Source organism: Citrobacter farmeri (assembly GCF_019048065.1).
Classification (GTDB): domain Bacteria; phylum Pseudomonadota; class Gammaproteobacteria; order Enterobacterales; family Enterobacteriaceae; genus Citrobacter_A; species Citrobacter_A farmeri.
Genome location: NZ_CP077291.1, coordinates 2,923,523 through 2,947,007 on the forward strand (window position 1 = coordinate 2,923,523; position 23,485 = coordinate 2,947,007).

The 23,485-nt window shown below is 53.5% G+C and carries 19 protein-coding genes; 10 read left to right on the forward strand and 9 right to left on the reverse strand.

What is annotated here, in order from left to right; genetic code table 11:
• The first annotated feature begins 36 nt into the window (after positions 1-36).
• Entirely contained in the window at positions 37-555 is a 519-nt protein-coding gene (fabA, locus tag I6L53_RS13830) for a bifunctional 3-hydroxydecanoyl-ACP dehydratase/trans-2-decenoyl-ACP isomerase (RefSeq protein WP_042319996.1), read from the forward strand.
• Positions 556-652: 97 nt separating this feature from the next.
• On the opposite strand, the gene rmf is transcribed toward fabA, so the two are convergent.
• The 6 genes from rmf to rlmKL form a co-directional block, all read right to left on the reverse strand.
• Positions 653-820, reverse strand: a complete 168-nt coding sequence (gene rmf / locus I6L53_RS13835; protein ID WP_042320000.1) for a ribosome modulation factor — start codon at positions 818-820, stop codon at positions 653-655.
• 256 nt (positions 821-1,076) lie between these two features.
• Positions 1,077-1,640: a membrane integrity-associated transporter subunit PqiC gene (gene pqiC / locus I6L53_RS13840; RefSeq protein WP_042320003.1), complete on the reverse strand. Its 564-nt coding sequence runs from the start codon at positions 1,638-1,640 to the stop codon at positions 1,077-1,079.
• Positions 1,637-3,277 (reverse strand): intermembrane transport protein PqiB, encoded by a 1,641-nt coding sequence (pqiB, locus tag I6L53_RS13845; RefSeq protein ID WP_042320004.1) that lies wholly within the window; start codon positions 3,275-3,277, stop codon positions 1,637-1,639. The genes pqiC and pqiB overlap by 4 nt, the downstream gene beginning before the upstream one ends.
• Before the next feature lie 4 nt (positions 3,278-3,281).
• Positions 3,282-4,535 carry a membrane integrity-associated transporter subunit PqiA gene (gene pqiA / locus I6L53_RS13850; protein ID WP_042320007.1) on the reverse strand — a complete coding sequence of 418 codons (1,254 nt, stop codon included), beginning with the start codon at positions 4,533-4,535 and terminating at the stop codon, positions 3,282-3,284.
• Positions 4,536-4,549: 14 nt separating this feature from the next.
• Positions 4,550-6,457 carry an ABC transporter ATP-binding protein gene (locus tag I6L53_RS13855; protein WP_042320011.1) on the reverse strand — a complete coding sequence of 636 codons (1,908 nt, stop codon included), beginning with the start codon at positions 6,455-6,457 and terminating at the stop codon, positions 4,550-4,552.
• 12 nt (positions 6,458-6,469) lie between these two features.
• Positions 6,470-8,578: a bifunctional 23S rRNA (guanine(2069)-N(7))-methyltransferase RlmK/23S rRNA (guanine(2445)-N(2))-methyltransferase RlmL gene (gene rlmKL / locus I6L53_RS13860; RefSeq protein ID WP_042320013.1), complete on the reverse strand. Its 2,109-nt coding sequence runs from the start codon at positions 8,576-8,578 to the stop codon at positions 6,470-6,472.
• A 97-nt stretch (positions 8,579-8,675) separates the two neighbouring features.
• Here rlmKL and I6L53_RS13865 point away from each other — a divergent pair, with 97 nt between their 5' ends.
• Entirely contained in the window at positions 8,676-9,785 is a 1,110-nt protein-coding gene (locus I6L53_RS13865) for a YcbX family protein (RefSeq protein ID WP_042320014.1), read from the forward strand.
• On the opposite strand, the gene zapC is transcribed toward I6L53_RS13865, so the two are convergent.
• The gene (gene zapC / locus I6L53_RS13870; protein ID WP_042320015.1) at positions 9,782-10,324 is read right to left on the reverse strand and encodes a cell division protein ZapC; all 543 of its coding nucleotides are present in this window, start codon (positions 10,322-10,324) and stop codon (positions 9,782-9,784) included. The two genes, I6L53_RS13865 and zapC, sit on opposite strands and share 4 nt — an antisense overlap.
• Positions 10,325-10,502: 178 nt before the next feature.
• Positions 10,503-11,513 (reverse strand): quinone-dependent dihydroorotate dehydrogenase, encoded by a 1,011-nt coding sequence (gene pyrD, locus I6L53_RS13875; protein ID WP_042320016.1) that lies wholly within the window; start codon positions 11,511-11,513, stop codon positions 10,503-10,505.
• 243 nt (positions 11,514-11,756) lie between these two features.
• Between pyrD and ssuE the strand changes: the two genes are divergently transcribed.
• From ssuE to ssuB, 5 genes are read left to right on the forward strand one after another with little or no spacing between them, the layout of a single operon-like run.
• Positions 11,757-12,332 (forward strand): NADPH-dependent FMN reductase, encoded by a 576-nt coding sequence (gene ssuE / locus I6L53_RS13880; protein ID WP_042320019.1) that lies wholly within the window; start codon positions 11,757-11,759, stop codon positions 12,330-12,332.
• A complete protein-coding gene (locus tag I6L53_RS13885; protein WP_042320021.1) occupies positions 12,325-13,299 on the forward strand; it encodes a sulfonate ABC transporter substrate-binding protein in 975 nt (324 codons plus the stop codon). Before ssuE ends, I6L53_RS13885 begins: the two co-directional genes overlap by 8 nt.
• Complete coding sequence (ssuD, locus tag I6L53_RS13890) at positions 13,296-14,441, forward strand: FMNH2-dependent alkanesulfonate monooxygenase (protein WP_042320023.1); 1,146 nt, start codon at positions 13,296-13,298, stop codon at positions 14,439-14,441. Before I6L53_RS13885 ends, ssuD begins: the two co-directional genes overlap by 4 nt.
• An 11-nt stretch (positions 14,442-14,452) precedes the next feature.
• Positions 14,453-15,244, forward strand: a complete 792-nt coding sequence (gene ssuC / locus I6L53_RS13895; protein WP_094465126.1) for an aliphatic sulfonate ABC transporter permease SsuC — start codon at positions 14,453-14,455, stop codon at positions 15,242-15,244.
• A complete protein-coding gene (ssuB, locus tag I6L53_RS13900; RefSeq protein WP_042320158.1) occupies positions 15,241-16,008 on the forward strand; it encodes an aliphatic sulfonates ABC transporter ATP-binding protein in 768 nt (255 codons plus the stop codon). Before ssuC ends, ssuB begins: the two co-directional genes overlap by 4 nt.
• A gap of 101 nt (positions 16,009-16,109) precedes the next feature.
• On the opposite strand, the gene pepN is transcribed toward ssuB, so the two are convergent.
• A complete protein-coding gene (gene pepN / locus I6L53_RS13905; RefSeq protein ID WP_042320160.1) occupies positions 16,110-18,722 on the reverse strand; it encodes an aminopeptidase N in 2,613 nt (870 codons plus the stop codon).
• Between the two features lie 265 nt (positions 18,723-18,987).
• On the opposite strand from pepN, the gene pncB reads away from it, so the two are divergent.
• From pncB to ompF, 3 genes are all read left to right on the forward strand, one after another.
• On the forward strand, positions 18,988-20,190 hold the full coding sequence (gene pncB, locus I6L53_RS13910) for a nicotinate phosphoribosyltransferase (RefSeq protein WP_042320163.1): 1,203 nt from the start codon (positions 18,988-18,990) through the stop codon (positions 20,188-20,190).
• A gap of 163 nt (positions 20,191-20,353) precedes the next feature.
• Complete coding sequence (gene asnS / locus I6L53_RS13915; protein ID WP_042320166.1) at positions 20,354-21,763, forward strand: asparagine--tRNA ligase; 1,410 nt, start codon at positions 20,354-20,356, stop codon at positions 21,761-21,763.
• A gap of 601 nt (positions 21,764-22,364) precedes the next feature.
• Positions 22,365-23,474 (forward strand): porin OmpF, encoded by a 1,110-nt coding sequence (ompF, locus tag I6L53_RS13920; RefSeq protein WP_042320168.1) that lies wholly within the window; start codon positions 22,365-22,367, stop codon positions 23,472-23,474.
• Positions 23,475-23,485 lie beyond the last annotated feature (11 nt).

The window sequence follows — 23,485 nt, forward strand, 5'->3', positions numbered from 1 at the left end:
CCTGCGTGCTTCAATAAAATAAGGCTTACAGAGAACATGGTAGATAAACGCGAATCCTATACAAAAGAAGACCTTCTTGCCTCTGGTCGCGGTGAGCTGTTTGGTGCGAAAGGCCCACAGTTGCCTGCACCGAGCATGCTGATGATGGACCGTGTCGTCAAGATGACCGAAACGGGCGGTAACTTCGACAAAGGGTATGTTGAGGCAGAGCTGGATATTAATCCGGATCTTTGGTTCTTCGGATGCCACTTCATTGGCGATCCGGTCATGCCGGGTTGTCTGGGGCTGGACGCCATGTGGCAGTTGGTTGGATTCTACCTCGGCTGGCTCGGTGGCGAAGGCAAAGGCCGCGCTCTGGGCGTAGGCGAAGTGAAGTTCACGGGTCAGGTACTGCCTTCTGCGAAGAAAGTAACCTACCGTATCCACTTCAAGCGTATCGTGAATCGCCGCCTGATTATGGGCCTGGCGGATGGTGAAGTACTGGTTGATGGTCGTCTGATTTATACCGCAAACGATCTGAAAGTCGGTCTGTTCCAGGACACCTCCGCGTTCTGATGCCTGACCCGGTGAATGGCGAGACAGTGCCGTTTATCGCAGGTTATAAAAGGCGAAACCTCCGCACTGCGGAGGTTTCTTTTTTAAAGAGACAGAATCAGGCCATTACCACCCTGTCAGCCATGGCTTCTCGCCAGCCTCCCAGCCAATACGATCTCTGATTCAGCGTCTGATAGGGACACATTTCTTTCGAACGTCCGGCAATACCGGCCTGATAACCACGTTGATGTGCCCGTTCCAGGCGATCTCGTTTTTGTCTCTTCATGCCTCGTTTCCCTCATACTTATATCTGGTGGAAAAGATAACAGTGATTACGAAGTGTGCAATCACACTAAACGAATACCGCGAATCCCCGGTGTCGTCAATGTGCAAAATTCACACGGGTGTCATATTTGTGAGCTAGCGAAAAACTCAGTTGTACAAAAAATGTGAGCCGGAACAAGTTCCTGAGTCATCCCGACGGTAAAAAAAAACCGCCCCAAACGCGCTGTCTGAGACGGTTTTATTTACAAAAATTTAAATTATGGAATGCGTTTCAGCTCCTGGGCGATCGCTGCTGCTTCCTGACGCCAGACGGTCGCCAGCACTTTCACCATCTCATCGTAGCCATCCTGGGTCTGAACGGCTTCAATGTGGAACGGGCGCTTAATAAGACGTCCCTGATGGTTAAGCAGCCATTCACCGCTGACCACCACTTTGCCATCGTAGCGACCATGGAAGCCGGTTACCGTTACGTTGAGCGTATCCTGCACGCTACCTAACGGTTGAGATGCCACCACCCAACCCGGTAGTTGTGCACTCAGATTGGCGACCAGCGTATTACGTAGCTGCTGATCCAGCGGACTGGCCCATAAATTGTTATTGGCGATCACGTACTGCACATCGCTGGTCTGATAGACCACGCCATTGCCAGCCAGGTAATCTGGCACCGAAACCTGCTCGACCCACAGCAGACGATTGCCCTGGCTTGCGGTACTTTGCACACCGCCCTGCGCAACAGGAAGCTGGTAATAACTCTTGTTGTCTCCGCTGGAGCTGCATGACGTCAGCCAGAACGCCATCGCCACTACTAGCCACTTTTTCATTGTTTCGCCCTCTTCGGCTCTGGATCTTTCTTGTCCTTCGCTTCAAACACCAGCGCATTGCTCTTATCATTCAGCGTTTTCAATACCGGCTGTAATTCGCGGAGCACCTGATCAAGACGTTGCATATCGGCCACCATCTTGTTGTAGGCGGCGGAGCCTGGCTGGAAGCCCTGCATGCTGCGGTTCAGTTCACGCAGCGTGTTCTGCATATCCGCCGGCAACTGTTGCATCGACTGACTGGAGGTAATCTTGTTCATGTTATCCAGCGTCGTTTGCAGATGCTTCATCGTGCGCTGGCTTTCACTCAACGTATTGGTAGCCTGCTCGATCATCGGGTTCAACGGCAGATTGTTGATCTTATCCAGCGCTTCCATCAGTCGCTGCTGAATTTGCGCCAGACCTCCACTCACCGTCGGAATGATCTGATAGCCATTAAACTCGCGAATACCGGTAATTGGCGGCTCTTTTGGATAGAAGTCCAGATCGACATACAGCGCCCCGGTCACCAGATTCCCGGTTTTCAGCGAGCCGCGTAAGCCCCGTTTCAACAGTTCGGCCAGATGAGCCCCCACGTCTGTATCTTCCCCCAGTTGCGCTTTCAATCGTTCGGGTTCAATACGGACCAGCACAGGAATACGGTAATCGTTGTTAAACACCTGACGCATATTCGGCGCAAAGAACGGCACTTTACTCACCGTCCCCAGACGAATACCGCGGAACTCCAGCGGTGCGCCGGGTTGCAGACCCCGGATCGAATCTTTGAAGAACATCAGGTAATCGATATGTTCAGTGAACAGCGAATCCTGAATACTTTTCTGATCGTCATACAGACTGAAGGCGGCCTTCTCGGCAACCGGCTGACCCTGTTCAAGCCCTTCCGGCACGTCAAAGCTGACGCCACCGCCAAACAACGTTGTCAGCGATCCCATCTCTACCCGCATCCCGGCGGACGTCAAATCGACTGCAATCCCGCTGTCTTTCCAGAAACGAACGTTGCTGGTGACCAGACGATCGTTTGGCGCATTAATGAACAGTTGGTAGCTGATGCTGCGTTTTTGCGGATCAAAGGTGCTGGTTTCTACCGATCCGACGCGATAGCCACGGAACAGAACCGGATCGCCCGGACTCAACTGTCCGGCTTTTTTGCTGTCGAGCACCACGCGGATCCCTTTCGCATCAGGCGGTGCCAGCGGCGGTGAATCCAACAGATCATAATTTTCCAGTCTGTTGCCTTTATTTCCTGGTTGCAGTTCGATGTAGGCACCAGAAAGCAGCGTGCCTAAGCCGCTGATCCCTTCGCGTCCAACCTGCGGCTTCACCACCCAGAATACCGAGTCTTTGTGCAGCAGTTTTTCCATACCGGCGTTCAGACGCGCTTTGATTTCAACGTGCGTCAGATCGTCGGTCAGCGTGGCGCTTTCGACCACACCCACGTCAACACTGCGGCTTTTAATGGTGGTTTTTCCACCCTCAATGCCCTCGGCATTGGTGGTGATCAGGGTCACTTCTGGCCCCTGATGGCTGTAGTGATAGAACAGAACCCATGCCCCAATGAGCGCAGTGACGATGGGAAAAATCCACACAGGAGACCAGTTTTTTACCTTCTGGATTTTGGCTTCCCCACTTTTAGATTCCATGTTGTCAGGACTCCTCATGGTCTGGTTCTGGTTCACGATCCCACGACAGACGCGGATCAAATGTCATCGCAGAAAACATTGTCATAATGACGACTAAAGCAAACATCAATGCACCCATTGCTGGATAAATATTCATCAAACCTCCCATGCGCACCAGCGCAGAGAGCACGGCGATAACAAACACATCAATCATTGACCAACGACCAACGAACTCCACCACTTCATAAATCAAATGCATGCGTTCACTGTCACGTTTGCCGTGCCCTTTGGCATCCCAGCACAGCCAGGCAATCGCGATCATTTTCAGCGTTGGCACCATGATACTGGCGATAAAGATCACCGCCGCTACCGGATAAGAGCCTTCGCTCCAGATCAAAACCACTCCCTCAAGAATGGTGGAAGGCAGTTTTGACCCCAGCAGATCGGTGATCATGATCGGCAGAATATTGGCCGGCAGATACAGCATGATAGACGTGAACAGTAATGCCAGCGTCCATTGCAGGCTGTTTCTGCGCCGCACATAACCTTTCGTTTCACAGCGCGGGCAAAGGTTTTCATCCGCCGGCAGGATTGCCGTGCAGCAGGAACAGGAGCGCAACCCCTGGCGGATGCCAGGAACGCCAGGCGTCAAAGGTTGCTTAATCACTGGCATGGGAGCGATGTCATCCCACAGCCAACGACGGTCAACGCACTGAAACGCGCGCAGTTGCAGAATGCAAAAGAAGCACCAGGGAATAAAACTGCTGCCGACGCCGATATCGCCGTACGCCATCAATTTAACGAAACTCACCAGTACGCCAGCGAGGAAAATCTCCGCCATTCCCCAGCTCTTCAACTGAAATAAAATTCGCGCCAGCTGGGCTTTGAGTCGATCGGGCATTTGTACCCGATTCACCAGCAGTAGAATGGTTAACAGGCAAAAAGCGGGAACCAGTTGCACAAAGAGTAAAAAGAAAGTGCCGAGACTGGCGTAATTTTCCGAAAAGAGAACGCCGGGGATTTCCATCAAAGTCACTTCACTGCTCACCCCTGCAACATTCATATTCACAAAGGGGAACAGATTAGATAAAAGCAGCATGAACAGCGCGGCTAACGCATAGGCGGTGGGACGCTGTCTCGGCGCGTCCCACATCACCGTTAATGTTGTGCCACATCTCGGACATGCCGCTTTCTGTCCATGCTCAAGATGGGGCAATGCCACCAGCATGTCACACTGCGAGCACAAAATGTGCTTTGCGGCATGATGATGTTCGCACATGGTGTGCTCCTTAATTATGCACCATTCTTTAACGCTTCAAGATACTCCCAGCGCTCAAAGGCCTGCTCAAGTTCCTGTTCTGCTTTTGCCAGATCGGCCAAAACCTGCTGCGTCTGCTCGTGAGGCTGACTGAAAAAGGCAGCATCGGCAACTTGCGCCTGCAACGCTTCCAGTTTCGCTTCCTGCTCTTCGAGCAACTGCGGTAACTGTTCCAGTTCGCGCTGCAGTTTATAGCTTAGTTTGCTACTGGCGCGTTTTACAATTTCTGCTTTCGGGGCAACAACTTCCTCAGTTTTTTTCGCCACCGGCTGTTTAAACGCCAGATGTTGTTCCTGTTGGCCACGCGCATCGTGATAACCACCGACATAGCGACCGATCTTCCCGTTACCTTCAAAAATCCAGCACTCGGTCACCGTATTGTCGACGAACTGACGATCGTGGCTCACCAGTAACACGGTACCCTGATAACCATCAATCAGCTCTTCCAGCAGTTCCAGCGTTTCGACGTCGAGATCGTTGGTTGGTTCATCGAGAATCAATAAATTGCTGGGTTTCAGAAAAAGACGCGCCAGCAGCAGACGATTTCGCTCACCGCCAGACAATGCGCGCACCGGGGTCATCGCCCGTTTCGGATGGAACAGGAAGTCCTGCAGATAACCGAGCACATGACGCGGTTTACCGTTAACCATCACTTCCTGTTTGCCTTCCGCGAGGTTGTCCATCACCGTCTTGTCCGGATCCAGCTCGGCACGGTGCTGATCGAAATAGGCAACTTCCAGTTTTGTTCCGACGTGGATACGACCGCTGTCCGGCTGCAATTGGCCCAGCATCAGCTTAAGCAGCGTGGTTTTACCGCAACCGTTAGGCCCGATCAGCGCAATTTTATCGCTGCGCTGTACCTGAGCAGAGAAATCTTTCACCAGTTGTTTGCCATCGACCTGGTAATCCACGTTTTCCATCTCGAAGACAATCTTACCGGAGCGGGTGGCCTCTTCGACCTGCATCTTCGCCGTGCCCATCACCTCGCGGCGTTCGCTACGTTCGCGACGCATCGCTTTCAGCGCCCGCACGCGACCTTCATTACGCGTACGACGGGCTTTAATGCCCTGGCGGATCCACACTTCCTCTTGTGCCAGCTTGCGATCGAACTCGGCATTCTGCAGCTCTTCGACACGCAGCGCCTCTTCTTTCTCGACCAGATACTGATCGTAATTCCCCGGATAGGTCACCAGCTTGCCACGATCGAGATCGACAATACGGGTAGCCATATTGCGGATAAAAGAACGGTCGTGAGAGATAAAAATGATCGTCCCATTGAACGATTTCAGGAATCCCTCTAACCAGTCAATGGTTTCAATATCAAGGTGGTTGGTCGGTTCATCCAGCAGCAGAACACGCGGATTACTGACCAGCGCGCGCCCCAGCGCCGCTTTACGCAGCCAGCCACCGGACAGCGACGAAAGCGCCGCGTTAGGATCAAGCCCTAACTGCGCCAACACTTCATTGATTCGGTTTTCCAGTTGCCACAGATTGTGGTGATCGAGCTGCTCCTGCACCTTCGCCAGCTCATTCAGATTTCTGTCGCTCGGCTCGGTCATCACCAGGCGTGAAATATCGTGGTAACGCTTGAGATATTCCGCCTGCTCTTCAATGCCTTCCGCCACAAAATCGTAAACGGAGCCTTCCACATTGCGCGGTGGATCCTGCTGCAAACGCGCAACGATCAGATCCTGCTCATAAATAATACGCCCATCGTCCAGACCCTGCTCACGATTGAGGATCTTCATCAGCGTTGATTTTCCGGCGCCGTTACGGCCCACCAGACAGACGCGTTCGTTATCTTCGATATGCAGTTCTGCATTATCGAGAAGCGGCGCGTCGCTGAACGACAGCCATGCGCCATGCATACTGATTAATGACATTCATTTATCCTTTCAGGCGGCGGTAATCAGCCAGCAGTTGTGGATTTGACGGTTACGGGCAAAGTCCTGGGAAAGCGTTTTTTGGGTAATTTCTTGTGCTTTCAGTCCCAGCGCCGCCAGGCCGTCAAGATCCATACGGAATCCGCGTTTATTGTTGGAGAACATGATCGTGCCGCCTTTACGCAGCAGACGTTTCAGATCTTTCATCAGCGCCAGATGATCGCGCTGGACGTCAAAGGCGTCCTCCATGCGTTTCGAGTTGGAGAACGTCGGGGGATCGATAAAAATCAGATCGAACTGTTCATTGGCTTCACGCAACCAGGCCAGACAGTCCGCCTGAATCAGTCGATGCGCTCTTCCGCTCAAGCCATTCAGGCGCAGGTTACGTTCTGCCCACTCAAGATAAGTACGCGACATGTCAACCGTTGTCGTGCTACGCGCACCGCCTAAACCCGCGTGCACGCTGGCGCTGCCGGTGTAGGAGAACAGGTTGAGGAAGTCTTTCCCGTTGCTCATCTGTCCCAGCATCCGTCGTGCAATACGGTGATCGAGGAACAGCCCGGTATCCAGGTAATCGGTCAGGTTCACCCACAGGCGTGCGTTGTATTCGCCAACCTCGATGAATTCCCCCTTCTCGTTCATCTTCTGATACTGGTTTTTCCCTTTCTGCCGTTCACGGGTTTTCAGCACCAGTTTGTTCGGTGCAATCTCCAGCACCGACAGGGTGGCGGCAATAATGTCAAACAGCCGCTGACGCGCTTTCTGTGCATCAATGGTTTTCGGCGGGGCGTACTCCTGAATCACCACCCAGTCGGCATAGCGATCCACGGCGACGTTGTATTCCGGTAAATCGGCATCATACAGGCGATAACATTCAATTCCTTCCTGGCGCGCCCATTTTTCCAGCTTCTTGATGTTTTTGCGCAGGCGGTTGGCGTAGTCTTCCGCCACCGTCGCAGGCTTACTGTCCGGCGTACTTTCAGCTACATGATAGTTCTTCTGCACGCAGTCCAGCGGACCGTTTTTCGCTTTGAATTGCTTGTCTGCTCGCAGTTGCAGGCTGCTCAGCAGATCCGGTGACGCGCTGAACAAAGAGAGGTTCCAGCCGCCGAACTGGTTCTTCATGGTGCGTCCCAGCAGACTGTGCAGCGCAATCAGCGCTGGCTCACTGTCCAGACGTTCACCATAAGGCGGGTTGCTGATCACTGTCCCGTAAGGGCCTTTCGGCAGCGGATTGCTCAGCTTCGCCACATCTTTCACTTCAAAGGTGATCAGCTCGCCAATACCCGCGCGGCGGGCGTTACTGCGCGCGCGTTCAATCACGCGGGCATCGCTGTCAGAACCATAAAAATGCGCAGTGTACTCAGCCAGCCCCTTACGGGCACGGGTTTGAGCTTCTGCCTTCACGTCCTGCCAGATAGCGTCATCATGTTGCGCCCAGCCGCTGAAGCCCCAACGACCACGGTGTAAACCCGGTGCGCGGTCGGTCGCCCACATGGCCGCTTCAATCAGCAGCGTGCCAGAACCACACATTGGGTCGAGCAGCGGCGTCCCCGGTTGCCAGCCGGATCGCATCACAATCGCTGCCGCCAGCGTCTCTTTGATCGGCGCCAGACCAGTGCGATCGCGGTAACCGCGCAGATGCAGGCCATCACCGCTTAAATCCAGCGCAATGCTGGCCGTGTCTTTATTCAGCCAGACGTTGACGCGAATGTCCGGCGATTCACGATCGACATTCGGGCGCGGCAGATTTTTACGCGTGAAGGCATCGACAATCGCATCTTTAACTTTCATCGCGCCGTACTGGCTGTTGCGAATGGTGTCATTCAGCCCACTGAAGTGGACCGCAAAGGTCGCTCCCGGATTAAACATCGTCGTCCAGTCAATCGCCTGCACACCAAGGTAAAGGTCTAAGTCACTGTAAACTTTGCACTCACTCAAAGGTAAAATAATGCGCGAGGCCAGGCGACTCCACATCAGGCTCTGGTAAACAAGCCGGGTGTCGCCCTGGAAATGGACCCCACCCTGAACCACCTGGCACTCCACGGCGCCGAAGCTTTCCAGTTCAGTTTTTAACAGCTCTTCCAGCCCACGGGCCGTACTGGCAAACAAAGAATTCATATCGTCACTTATACTCGAAGAAAATTGCTGCGCATTATAGCTAATATGGGCGCTATGTCATAAAGTTGAGGGCTTATTTCTTTTGAGGGGCTGTACAGTGTTGACGTTATCCAGACTTTTCATCCACCCCGTCAAATCCATGCGCGGCATTGGGCTCACCCACGCTCTGGCAGACGTCAGCGGTCTGGCTTTCGATCGTATTTTTATGATCACCGAAGCCGATGGCACCTTCATCACGGCTCGTCAGTTTCCGCAAATGGTGCGTTTTACGCCCTCTCCCCTGCATGACGGTCTGCATTTGACCGCGCCTGACGGCAGCAGCGCACGGGTACGGTTTACTGATTTCGCCGCCCAGGACGCGCCAACGGAAGTTTGGGGTAACCATTTCACCGCGCGGATCGCTCCCGATGCCATCAATCAGTGGCTAAGCGGCTTCTTTTCACGCAGCGTGCAACTCCGTTGGGTTGGGCCGCAGCTGACCCGCCGGGTCAAACGTCACGCGGGCGTACCGCTCTCCTTTGCGGACGGTTTTCCATACCTGCTGGTAAATGACGCCTCGCTGCGCGATTTACAGCAGCGCTGCCCGGCAGGTGTGCAGGTTGAACAGTTCCGCCCGAATATCGTGGTATCCGGTGCCGCCGCATGGGAAGAAGACCACTGGAAGGTGATCCGCATTGGCGAGGTGATTTTTGATGTGGCAAAGCCGTGCAGCCGCTGTATTTTTACGACAGTCAGTCCGGAAAAAGGGCAAAAACACCCCTCCGGCGAACCGCTCGCGACGCTGCAGACTTTCCGTACCGCACCGGACAACGGCGATGTCGATTTCGGGTTAAACCTGATCGCCCGTAACAGCGGAGTGATTCGCGTCGGCGATGACGTTGAAATTTTATCGACCGGCCCAGCCCGGGTGTACGGCGCGGCCGCTCAGGATGATACCATTGACGCCGTGCAACAGCCTGACAGGACCGTTACCATCGACTGGCAGGGGCAGGCGTTTCAGGGGAATAATCAACAGGTATTGCTTGAGCAACTGGAAAACCAGGGGATCCGGGTTCCCTATTCATGTCGGGCGGGAATTTGCGGCTGCTGCCGAATCAAACTGCTGGAAGGCGAAGTGAACCCACTAAAAAAATCAGCATCAGGTGATGACGGCACCATCCTCAGCTGTAGCTGTGTGCCAAAAACCGCGCTGAAACTGGCGCTCTAAACCGCCTGCTCCAGGCTGAAGCTGTGTGGTCGAAACTGCGGCTTCAGCCGGTCATTCATAACTTTAATCGCATCACCAAGCTGCATGGTTCGCCCGGCCACGACCACGCCAGGCTGCGCCAGCAAACACAATGCCGCATTCTCGCCAGGCTCTACCACTAACAGATTGATTTGTTCCTGGGTATCACTCAGCCAGACACAGGCCGCATCGCCGGTTCCAGGTGACCAGTTTTCGCCGTGCGCGACAAAGTGCCAACTTTTCGGCATCTGCGGTTTCAGGTAACGAATGGCTACCAGCGCATTAAGCACCAGTTCTGCTTTCTGTTCTTTAGAGAGTTCAAGTTCGCGACACTTTTCTTCAAAGGAGAAGTACAGCGCGGCATCATCCACGCAAAAGCCGGATGGTGAGAATGCATCCGGGGTGAGCATTTTACGGGCAAAACGCGAGCGAAATAACATGCCATTGGCTAAATCGAGCATCATTCGGTCATGCTCTTCGTCATAATACCAACGCCAGTTATCGTCAGGTTTAATTCGCATTGTTTTCTCTCCCCTCTCCATCACCCGTTGCAAAATTGTCCTTTTTTGCCGCTTCGTTTATTACCTTAATAAGCAAAGCTTAAAATGTTTAAATTAGCAACAGTGAAAGAATATAAAACAACCAGGGGAGGAAATAAACCCCTGGTTGTCTGATATTCTGATAAAGAGAAAGAAAAAATCAAATATGGGTAACGATTTCTTTAATCAGTGGCGGGCCTTTAAAAATAAAACCAGAATAAATCTGAACCAGCGACGCGCCAGCAGCCATCTTCTCGCGTGCGGCAATCACTGAGTCGATACCGCCGACGCCAATAATAGGCAACTGACCTTTTAATTCCTGAGACAGTCGACGGATAATTTCTGTACTTTTTAATTGTAACGGACGACCGCTTAAGCCACCCATTTGATCGCAATTTTTCATTCCCTGAACAAGGGAACGATCGAGTGTCGTATTGGTGGCAATGACACCATCAATATTATGCCGGACTAAACTATCGGCAACCTGGATCAGTTCTTCCTCAGAAAGATCCGGTGCGATCTTTACTGCGATCGGAACATATTTCTGATGGATCGTTTGCAGATCGTTTTGTTTATTTTTAATTGCACTCAGCAAATCATCCAGCGCATCGCCATATTGCAGCGAACGTAACCCTGGCGTATTTGGAGAGGAGATATTAATGGCAATATAACCGGCATAAGCATAGATTTTTTCCATACAAATCAGATAGTCATCTTTACCCTGCTCAACTGGGGTATCCTTATTTTTGCCGATATTAATCCCAAGCACCCCATCATAATGGGCCTTTTTAACGTTCTCCACCAGGTTATCAACGCCGTGGTTATTAAAACCCATGCGGTTGATCAAACCTTCGGCATCGACGAGACGGAACAGTCTTGGCTTATCGTTGCCAGGCTGCGGACGCGGGGTCACAGTGCCTATCTCGATCGAACCAAATCCCATCGCGCCCAGGGCATCAATACACTCCCCGTCCTTGTCCAGACCGGCAGCCAGACCGAGCGGATTTTTAAAGGTTAATCCCATACAGGTGACCGGTTTCGCCGGCACTTTCTGGCGGATCAGCGCTTCTAACGGCGTTCCCGTCACACGGCGTAATTGCTGAAATGTTAATTCATGAGCGCGCTCAGGGTCGAGCTGGAAAAGGGCTTTACGAACGAAGGGGTAGTACATGAACTCTCCTGGATTCCCGGTGTGCAAACCGGGGGCGTATTATGGGCGATGTTGGTCAAAAAGGGAATTGACCTGCGGCAATAAAAAGCAAACGTTTCCCCTGCCATCGTCTTTTTATGCAATTTTCAGATTTTCTATTCCGCATAAATCATTTCGATTCCCGATTCCCCTCTGTCAGACTGCAAAAATTGTTATTAATGTTAAATAAAAGCGAACAATTGGTTATAAGGGGAGAATGCATCTATGCGCGTTATCACTCTGGCGGGAAGCCCACGCTTTCCCTCTCGATCCAGTGCGCTACTGGAATATGCCCGGGAAAAACTGAACGGTCAGGATGTCGAGGTTTACCACTGGAATCTGCACAACTTCGAACCTGAAGATCTGCTGTATGCCCGTTTCGACAGCCCGGCGTTGAAAACACTCGTTGAGCAACTAAAAGAAGCGGACGGCCTGATTGTTGCCACCCCGGTCTATAAAGCGGCCTACTCCGGAGCGCTAAAAACGCTGCTCGACCTGCTGCCAGAGCGAGCGCTGGAAGGAAAGGTGGTTCTGCCGCTGGCGACAGGCGGCACCGTCGCTCACCTGCTCGCCGTTGATTACGCGCTGAAACCGGTGCTCAGCGCCCTGAAAGCCCAGGAGATTTTGCACGGCGTCTTTGCTGATGACTCCCAGGTAATCGATTATCAGCATAAGCCGCATTTCACCCCCAATTTACAACTGCGTCTTGATAAGGCGCTGGAAACATTCTGGCACGCCCTGCATCGCCGCGACGTCCAGGTTCCCGCCTTTGAGACCGTGCGAGGTGCAGTCCATGCGTAATCTTCTCAAACCCCGCGCGACGTGGCTGGCACTCGCTGGGCTGCTGGCCTTTTCCGGGCTGACACAGGCGGCAGAGCCCTCCCCTGATGCTCTACGCATCGGCTATCAGAAAGGCAGCATCAGTATGGTTCTGGCAAAAAGCCATCAGTTGCTGGAAACGCGTTATCCCCGGACAAAAATATCCTGGATTGAATTTCCGGCCGGGCCGCAGATGCTGGAAGCGCTGAACGTCGGCAGTATCGATCTGGGCAGCACCGGTGATATTCCCCCCATTTTTGCCCAGGCGGCTGGCGCAGATTTAGTTTACGTCGGCGTCGAACCGGCAAAACCGAAAGCGGAAGTGATTCTGGTGCCGGAAAACAGCCCGATCAAGACGGTGGCGGAACTGAAAGGTCATAAAGTGGCATTTCAGAAAGGTTCCAGTTCGCACAATCTGCTGCTGCGTGCGCTGCAACAGGCCGGACTGAAATTTACCGATATCCAGCCTACATACCTGACCCCTGCCGATGCCCGTGCAGCTTTCCAGCAGGGCAACGTTGATGCGTGGGCAATCTGGGATCCCTACTATTCCGCTGCATTATTGCAGGGCGGCGTGCGCGTACTGAAAGACGGCAGCGATCTGAAACAGACCGGATCGTTCTATCTCGCCGCACGGCCATACGCCGAGAAAAACGGTGCATTCATTCAGGGGGTACTGGATACCTTCAGTCAGGCGGATGCGTTAACCCTCAGCCAGCGTCAGGAGAGCATTGCCCTACTGGCGAAAACGATGGGTCTGCCAGAACCGGTGATTGCCTCGTATCTCGATCATCGTCCACCAACCTCCATTTCGCCGGTCAGTGACTCTGTGACCACCCTGCAACAGCAAACGGCGGATCTGTTTTACGACAACCGTCTGGTACCGAAAAAAATCGACATTCGCCAGCGCATCTGGCAGCCCACTCAACAGGAAGGAAAGCAATTATGAGCCTGAATATGTTCTGGTTTTTACCGACGCACGGTGACGGTCATTATCTGGGTACCGAAGAAGGCTCCCGGCCGGTGGATCAAGGCTATTTACAGCAGATTGCTCAGACGGCGGATCGTCTGGGGTTCACCGGCGTGTTGATCCCGACCGGACGATCCTGTGAGGACGCGTGGCTGGTCGCCGCATCGATGATCCCGGTGACTCAACGCCTCAAGTTCCTGGTGGCATTACGCCCGAGCGTCACCTCACCGACCGTTGCCGCTCGCCAGGCCGCTACGCTCGACAGACTCTCCAACGGTCGCGCGCTGTTTAACCTGGTCACCGGCAGCGATCCACAGGAACTGGCAGGCGACGGTGTGTTTCTCGATCACAGCGAACGTTACGAGGCCTCCTCGGAGTTTACCCAGGTCTGGCGTCGTTTATTGCAGGGCGAAACCGTCGACTTCAACGGCAAGCACATCCACGTTCGCGGGGCGAAGCTGTTCTTTCCGCCGATCCAACAGCCTCATCCTCCACTCTACTTCGGCGGCTCTTCCGATGTCGCCCAGGATCTGGCCGCTGAGCAGGTCGATCTTTACCTGACCTGGGGCGAACCACCTGAACTGGTGAAAGAGAAGATCGCCCAGGTACGAGCCAAAGCCGCGGCGCGCGGTCGCAACATTCGTTTTGGCATTCGCCTGCACGTTATTGTTCGCGAAACTAACGAAGAAGCATGGCGGGCCGCGGATCGCCTGATTGCCCACCTTGATGACGACACCATCGCGAAAGCGCAGGCGGCTTTCGCCCGCACGGATTCGGTCGGTCAACACCGGATGGCGGCACTGCATAACGGCAAGCGCGACCAACTGGAGGTAAGCCCTAATCTATGGGCAGGTGTGGGGCTGGTACGTGGAGGTGCCGGAACCGCGCTGGTCGGTGACGGTCCGACGGTGGCCGCGCGCATCAATGAGTATGCCGCGTTGGGCATCGACAGCTTCGTACTTTCAGGCTACCCGCATCTGGAAGAGGCGTACAAAGTCGGTGAGCTGTTGTTCCCGCACCTCGATGTCGCGATCCCGGAAGTTCCACAGCCTCAGCGCCAGTATCAACAAGGCGAAGCGGTGGCGAATGAATTTATCCCGCGCAAGGTTGCGCAGAGCTAAGGAGAAGTGCGATGGCAACGCCAATACAAAGGGGGTTATTGCGCGTTGCCCCCTGGTTCTTACCGGTGGGCATCGTCGCCGCCTGGCAACTGGCCTCCTCAATGGGCTGGCTCTCCGGGCGCATTTTGCCCTCGCCAGAAGGGGTAGTAACCGCCTTCTGGACGCTCTCCGCCAGCGGCGAACTCTGGCAGCATCTGGCTATCAGCTCCTGGCGCGCGCTGATCGGCTTCTCAATTGGCGGCTCGATTGGCCTGACGCTGGGGCTGATCAGCGGCTTATCGCGTTGGGGGGAGCGCCTGTTGGATACCTCGATCCAGATGTTGCGTAACGTTCCGCATCTGGCGCTGATTCCATTAGTGATCTTGTGGTTTGGTATCGACGAAACGGCGAAGATCTTCCTGGTGGCGCTGGGGACGCTCTTTCCCATCTACATCAACACCTGGCACGGGATCCGCAATATCGATCGCGGTCTGGTAGAGATGGCGCGCAGCTACGGGTTATCTGGCTTTTCGCTGTTCCTCCATGTGATCCTGCCTGGCGCTCTGCCTTCGATTATGGTCGGCGTGCGCTTTGCGCTGGGGCTGATGTGGTTGACGCTTATCGTCGCGGAGACCATTTCAGCCAACTCCGGGATCGGTTATCTGGCGATGAACGCAAGGGAGTTTCTGCAAACGGATATCGTGGTCGTCGCCATTATTCTCTATGCCCTGCTCGGTAAACTGGCCGATGTCAGCGCTCAGCTGCTGGAGCGCGTCTGGCTGCGCTGGAACCCGGCTTATCATGTGAAGGAGGCCACCGTATGAATACCGCCCGTCTGAACCAGGGTACGCCGCTCCTGCTGAATGCGGTGACGAAAAAGTATGCGGCGAACACCGTACTGAATCAGCTTGATCTACATATCCCGGCAGGTCAGTTTGTTGCCGTCGTCGGGCGCAGCGGCGGTGGTAAAAGTACCCTGCTACGCCTGTTGGCCGGGCTGGAATCGCCAAATGCGGGTGAACTGCTGGCCGGTACCACGCCGCTTCGCGATATTCAGGACGATACCCGCATGATGTTTCAGGACGCCCGACTTCTGCCGTGGAAATCGGTGATCGATAACGTGGGACTGGGGTTGAAGGGCAACTGGCGGGACGCTGCGCGTCAGGCGCTGGCGGCCGTTGGCCTGGAAAATCGGGCGTCAGAGTGGCCAGCCGCGCTTTCCGGCGGGCAAAAGCAGCGTGTTGCCCTTGCCCGGGCGCTGATCCACCGGCCGGGCCTGCTGTTACTCGACGAACCGCTTGGCGCGCTGGATGCGTTAACGCGGCTGGAGATGCAGGATCTCATTGTTTCGCTGTGGCAGGAACATGGTTTCACCGTGCTGTTGGTCACGCATGACGTCAGCGAAGCCGTGGCGATGGCTGACCGGGTGTTGCTTATTGAAGATGGCAAGATTGGACTGGATCTGACGGTCGACATTGCGCGACCGCGCCGCCTGGGATCGGTACGTTTAGCAGAACTGGAGGCTGACGTGTTGAGTCGGGTTATGCAGCGCGGGGTAACAGAACAGCCAGTTCGTCGACATGGATAACCATTCAGGACGTTCCAGGCCCGGCAGGCAAGCGCCACCGGGCATTTTGCCGGATGGCGGCGTTACCGCCTTATCCGGCCTACAAACAAGAGGTCAATGTCTCAGGCTAACGCTTTGGTGACCTTCTCGAACAGATCGCCGGAAAGATTATCCAGGCTTTTTAACTGCTCCAGCGCGGCACGCATTTTTTGCTGACGCTTCGCATCGTAGCGCTTCAGACGAATCAGCGGCTCGATCAAACGTGACGCCACCTGCGGATTGCGGCTGTTAAGCTCAGTCAGCATTTCCACCAGGAACTGATAACCACTACCATCTTCTGCATGGAACGCCGCCGGGTTACTGCCGGCAAACGCGCCAATCAGCGAACGAATACGGTTCGGGTTGCTCATGCTGAATGAACGGTGTTTTAACAGGCCACGCACCGTGTCCAGCACGTTATCCGCCGGACTGGTGGACTGCAGGATAAACCATTTGTCCATCACCAGACCGTCCTGATGCCACTTGTCATCATACTCCTGCATCAGCGCATCACGGCACGGCAACTGTGCAGCCACGGCCGCAGACAGCGCCGCCAGTGCGTCGGTCATGTTGTTAGCTTCACGATACTGTTTGCTCACCAGCGTATCTGCCAGTGTCGTTTCACCAAAGGCCAGGAAGCGCAGGCAGGCGTTACGCAGTGTACGTTTGCCGATGTCCGCATGCTCAACGCGGTACTCTTCCAGGCGATTGGCGTTATAGATCGCCAGGAACTCATCCGCCAGTTCAGTTGCCAGCGTACGCGTTAACGCTTCGCGAACTTCCGCAATCGCCAGCGGATCGATGATCTCAAACAATTCAGCAATTTCGTTTGCCGAAGGCAGCGTCAGTATTTCCGCCGCCAGCGCCGGATCGATCTTCTCATCCAGCAGCACCGCGCGGAATGCATCCGCCACATGAACCGGCAGAGAGAGCGGCTGTCCCTGCTGATAACGGGCCACGTTAAGCTTGATGTACGTTGCCAGCAGGCTTTGCGCGGCGTCCCAACGGGAGAAGTCGTTGCGCGCATAGCGCATCAGGAACGTCAGTTGCTGATCGCTCCATTTGTATTCCAGCTTCACCGGCGCAGAGAACTCGCACAACAGCGCCGGTACCGGCTGGAAATAAACGTTATCGAACACAAACGTCTGCTCCGCCTGCGTCACGTTCAGCACGGCGTTCACCGGATGACCGCCTTTCTGTAGCGGGATCACCTTGCCTTCGTTGTCATACAACTCAATGGCAAACGGAACATGCAGCGGCAGTTTCTCGTCCTGATCCGGCGTTGTCGGCGTGCGCTGGCTAAGGGTCAGCGTATACTGCTCAGTTTCCGGGTTATAGTCATCTTTAACAGTAACAATCGGCGTGCCTGACTGGCTGTACCAGCGGCGGAAATGAGAAAGATCGACGTTAGACGCATCTTCCATTGCCTGAACGAAGTCATCACAGGTCGCCGCGCTACCGTCGTGACGCTCAAAGTACAGTTGCATCCCTTTCTGGAAATTAGTCTCGCCCAGCAGGGTGTGGATCATGCGAATCACTTCTGCGCCCTTTTCATACACTGTCAGGGTGTAGAAGTTGTTCATTTCAATGACCTTATCCGGGCGGATCGGATGCGCCATCGGGCTGGCATCTTCAGCAAACTGCAGGCCACGCATGGTGCGCACATTGCTGATCCGGTTAACCGCACGAGAACCAAGATCCGAACTGAACTCCTGATCGCGGAAGACGGTTAGCCCCTCTTTCAGGCTCAACTGGAACCAGTCGCGACAGGTGACGCGGTTACCGGTCCAGTTATGGAAATATTCATGGCCGATCACGCGTTCAATATCGAGATAATCTTTGTCGGTGGCGGTGTCAGTTCGCGCCAGCACGTATTTGGAGTTAAAGATATTAAGACCTTTATTCTCCATCGCGCCCATATTAAAGAAGTCGACGGCGACGATCATATAGATGTCGAGATCGTACTCCAGGCCGAAACGTTCCTCGTCCCACTTCATCGAGTTCTGTAGCGACGTCATCGCCCACGGCGCACGGTCGAGATTTCCGCGATCCACGTACAGCTCTAGCGCCACTTCACGCCCGGAACGGGTGGTAAAGGTATCGCGTAGTACGTCGAAATCACCGGCAACCAGCGCAAACAGGTAACACGGTTTCGGGAACGGATCCTGCCACTGAACCCAGTGACGACCGTTTTCCAGTTCCCCCTCACCTGTGCGATTACCATTGGAGAGCAGGAACGGATATTTGCTTTTATCGGCAATAATTTTGGTGGTAAAACGCGCCAGTACGTCCGGGCGGTCGAGATACCAGGTAATGTGGCGGAAGCCTTCCGCCTCGCACTGGGTGCATAACGCATCGCCCGACTGGTACAGGCCTTCCAGTGCGGTGTTCCGGGCCGGGCTGATTTCATTAACAATACGCAGCGTAAAACGCTCGGGTAGATTGCTGATCACCAGCACGCCCGCGTCTTCTTTCCAGGCTGTCCACGGTTCATCGTTGACGTGGAGAGAAATCAGCGTCAGATCTTCTCCATCCAGTTTCAGCGGGGCATCCGATGCGCCATGACGAACAGCCTGGCTCACTGCCGTGACCACGGTTTTTTCAGCATCCAGGTCAAAGGTCAAGTCAATATCAGTAATCTGGTAATCCGGCGCACGGTAGTCGTGTCGGTATTTGGCTTGTGGCTGTTGTGTCATAAAAAACCTTTAGCATCTTTTGAAGAGTCTCGAGTTCAGTCTATTCCTGTTGCGTAAAACACGCTACGCAGAATGTTTATCTTTTCAGGCACAAACACTCTTTTTGCTACATTTTTATAACACGCGGCACGAAATGCACTCGACCCTGGCACCAGCTTATGGTGTGATCGGGGTTCAATAAATCGCTAAACAAGGTATACTCCAGCGGTTTTCTTAGTTGTTTATTGTACTAAACGCTCCCGTGAGAGGATGCTACTGCGCACCTATGACACAATTCGCTTCTCCTGTTCTGCACTCGTTGCTGGATACAGATGCTTATAAGTTGCATATGCAGCAAGCCGTATTTCACCACTACTATGATGTGCAGGTAGCGGCTGAATTTCGTTGCCGAGGCGACGACCTGCTGGGTATTTATGCCGACACCATTCGCGAGCAGGTCAATGCTATGCAGCACCTGCGCCTGGAGGATGAAGAGTATCAGTGGCTTTCCGGCCTCCCCTTCTTCAAAGCGGATTACCTCAACTGGCTGCGTGATTTTCGCTATGACCCACAGCAGGTTTCCATCAGCAACGACAACGGAAAGCTGAATATCCGTTTAACCGGTCCGTGGCGCGAAGTCATCATGTGGGAAGTCCCGCTGCTGGCGGTGATAAGCGAACTGGTTCATCGCTATCGCTCGCCAGAAATGGGCGTCGCGCAGGCCCTTGATACGCTGGAAACGAAATTAGTCGATTTCTCTGCTTTAACGTCCAGTCTCGATATGTCCCGCTTTCACCTGATGGATTTCGGCACCCGTCGCCGTTTTTCCCGTGAAGTGCAACAGGCTATCGTTAAGCGTTTGCAGCAGGAGCCGTGGTTTGTTGGCACCAGTAACTACGATCTGGCGCGCCGTCTCTCGCTGACGCCAATGGGCACGCAGGCGCACGAGTGGTTCCAGGCGCACCAGCAAATAAGTCCGGAACTGGCGACCAGCCAGCGCGCCGCCCTGGCCGCGTGGCTAAATGAATATCCGGATCAACTGGGTATCGCGCTGACCGACTGCATCACGATGGATGCATTCTTACGCGACTTTGGTAGCGAATTTGCGACCCGTTACCAGGGACTGCGCCATGATTCTGGCGATCCTGTTGAATGGGGCGAAAAAGCCATCGCCCACTACGAGAAATTAGGGATCGATCCGCACAGTAAAACACTGGTCTTTTCCGACAATCTGGATCTGAATAAAGCGGTGGACCTTTACCGCCACTTCTCCTCCCGCGTGCAGTTGAGTTTTGGTATTGGCACGCGTCTGACCTGCGATATTCCGCAGGTTAAGCCGCTGAACATTGTGATCAAACTGGTCGAGTGCAACGGTAAACCGGTTGCTAAACTGTCCGACAGCCCGGGCAAAACCATTTGTCACGACAAAGCCTTTGTTCGCGCATTGCGCAAAGCGTTTGATTTACCGCATATCAAAAAAGCCAGTTAATCCTTCCAGGGAGCCGCTTCGGCTCCCTTTTTGTACTTATTTCTGAAATCTTTCTCTTTGCCTGTGAATTCTGCTTGTCTGATTGCAGATGCCAGGTAACATAGGAAATCCCCATTCCGGGGAACATGTGTTTATATATCGGACTATTAACAGAGAGAATATTATGAGCGTTGTGCCTGTAGCCGACGTACTCCTGGGCCGCGTAGCCGTTGACAGCGAAGTCACCGTGCGCGGATGGGTACGTACCCGCCGAGATTCAAAAGCTGGCATCTCCTTCCTCGCCGTTTATGACGGTTCCTGCTTTGATCCTGTACAGGCCGTCATCAATAATTCTCTGCCCAATTACAATGAAGAAGTGCTGCGTCTGACCACCGGCTGCTCCGTTATCGTTACCGGCAAGGTTGTGACCTCTCCGGGACAAGGACAGAGTTTTGAGATCCAGGCCACTGAGGTTGAAGTCAGCGGCTGGGTTGAAGATCCTGACACCTACCCGATGGCGGCGAAACGTCACAGCATTGAGTACCTGCGTGAAGTTGCGCACCTGCGTCCGCGTACCAACATGATTGGTGCCGTCGCTCGTGTTCGCCACACGCTGGCACAGGCGCTGCACCGTTTCTTCGATGAGCAGGGCTTCTTCTGGGTTTCCACTCCGCTTATCACCGCGTCTGATACCGAAGGCGCCGGTGAGATGTTCCGCGTGTCGACGCTGGACCTGGAAAACCTGCCGCGTAACGATCAGGGCAAAGTGGATTTCGACAAAGACTTCTTTGGTAAAGAGTCCTTCCTGACCGTATCCGGCCAGTTGAACGGCGAAACTTACGCCTGCGCGTTGTCGAAGATCTATACCTTCGGTCCGACCTTCCGTGCGGAAAATTCCAACACCACCCGTCACCTGGCGGAGTTCTGGATGCTGGAACCGGAAGTGGCCTTCGCCAACCTGAGCGACATTGCCGGTCTGGCGGAAGGCATGCTGAAATATGCCTTCAAAACCGTACTGACCGAGCGAGCTGACGACATGAAGTTCTTTGCCGAGCGCGTGGATAAAGAGGCGATTAGTCGTCTGGAACGCTTCATCGAGGCGGATTTCGCCCAGGTGGATTACACTGATGCGGTCGCCATTCTGGAAGAGTGCATTAAGAAAGGCAGAAAGTTCGAAAACCCGGTTTACTGGGGTGTCGATCTCTCCTCCGAACACGAACGTTATCTGGCAGAAGAACACTTTAAAGCGCCGGTAGTGGTGAAAAACTATCCGAAAGAGATTAAAGCGTTCTATATGCGCCTGAACGAAGACGGTAAAACCGTTGCCGCGATGGACGTTCTGGCTCCGGGTATCGGTGAAATCATCGGTGGTTCTCAGCGTGAAGAGCGTCTGGATGTGCTGGATGCGCGTATGCTGGAAATGGGCCTGAACAAAGAAGACTACTGGTGGTATCGCGATCTGCGTCGCTACGGCACCGTGCCGCACTCCGGCTTCGGTCTCGGCTTCGAGCGTCTGATCGCGTACGTTACCGGCGTACAGAACGTTCGTGATGTGATCGCCTTCCCGCGCACACCGCGTAACGCGACGTTCTAAAACCGTTCGCCAAAAGGCCAGCCCCGCTGGCCTTTTTTATTGGCTGAAATGTCAGGTTTTGTGAGTAATAAGTAAGCAACTCTAATAGCAACCCCCAAAACCCCTTCTCCTGTTACCTGATGTTACGCCGTAATATTTCTGTACAAAAAATAAACCGCAATTTTCTTGCGGATTAGTATTTCCTCACTCAATAGCACATTTTATACACAACCCTACAGCATTCCAGACGTCCAGATATGGCCATAAGCAAAACTGGAAACGTCTATTTTCTGTACGCTATTTTTCTTTTATTCAAATTAAAGATAAGAAAATCATATAAATAGATATAAGTGGCGAGATCTGGAGCTGAAATCGTTTCGAAATATGATGTCGTTCACAAAGTTCCAAAAATGTAATAATTAGTTACACATTTTTTCTTTCTGAAACCAATTCTTTATCTTTGTAGCACTTTCACGGTAGCGAAACGTTAGTTTGAATGGAAAGATGCCTGTCAGACACATAAAGACACCAAACTCTCATCAATAGTTCCGTAAATTTTTATTGACGAAATTTATTGGCGGCAGTGGCAGGTGTCATAAAAAAACCATGAGGGTAATAAATAATGATGAAGCGCAATATTCTGGCAGTGGTTATCCCTGCCCTGCTGGTAGCCGGTGCAGCTAACGCTGCAGAAATCTACAACAAAGACGGCAACAAACTGGACCTGTACGGTAAAACCGTTGGTCTGCACTATTTTTCTGATAACAAAGACAACGATGGCGACGAAACTTATGCTCGCCTTGGTTTCAAAGGGGAAACTCAGATCAATGACCAACTGACCGGTTACGGCCAGTGGGAATATCAATTCCAGGGTAACCGCTCTGAAGGCGGCGATGACGCACAGAAAGGTAACAAAACCCGTCTGGCATTCGCCGGTCTGAAATTCGGTGACGCGGGCTCCTTCGACTACGGTCGTAACTACGGTATCGTTTATGATGCACTGGGTTACACCGATATGCTGCCAGAATTCGGCGGTGATACTGCGTACAGCGATAACTTCTTCGTTGGCCGTGTTGGTGGCGTTGCGACCTACCGTAACTCTAACTTCTTCGGTCTGGTTGATGGCCTGAACTTCGGTGTTCAGTACCTGGGTAAAAACGAGCGCGCAAGCAGCTACGAAGTTGACTCTACCGATCCGACCAGCAACAACTTCAGCGATGTTCGTCGTTCTAACGGTGACGGTGTCGGCGGTTCTATTAGCTACGAAATGAATGGCTTCGGCATTGTAGGTGCTTACGGTGCAGCTGACCGTACTAATGCACAGCAGGATCCGGCACTGCGCGGCAGTGGCGAAAAAGCTGAGCAGTGGGCGACCGGTCTGAAATATGATGCTAACAACATCTACCTGGCAACTAACTACGGTGAAACCCGTAACGCTACCCCGATCAGCGGTGGTTTCGCGAACAAAACTCAGGACTTCTTCGTTGTGGCTCAGTACCAGTTCGATTTCGGTCTGCGTCCGTCCATCTCCTACAACAAATCTAAAGCGAAAGACGTAGAAGGCGTAGGTAGCGAAGATCTGGTGAACTACATTGAAGTGGGCGCAACCTACTACTTCAATAAAAACATGTCCACCTATGTTGACTACCAGATCAACCAGATTGATTCTGACAACAAACTGGGCGTGAACTCTGACGACACCGTTGCTGTCGGTATCGTATACCAGTTCTAATAGCAGACCCC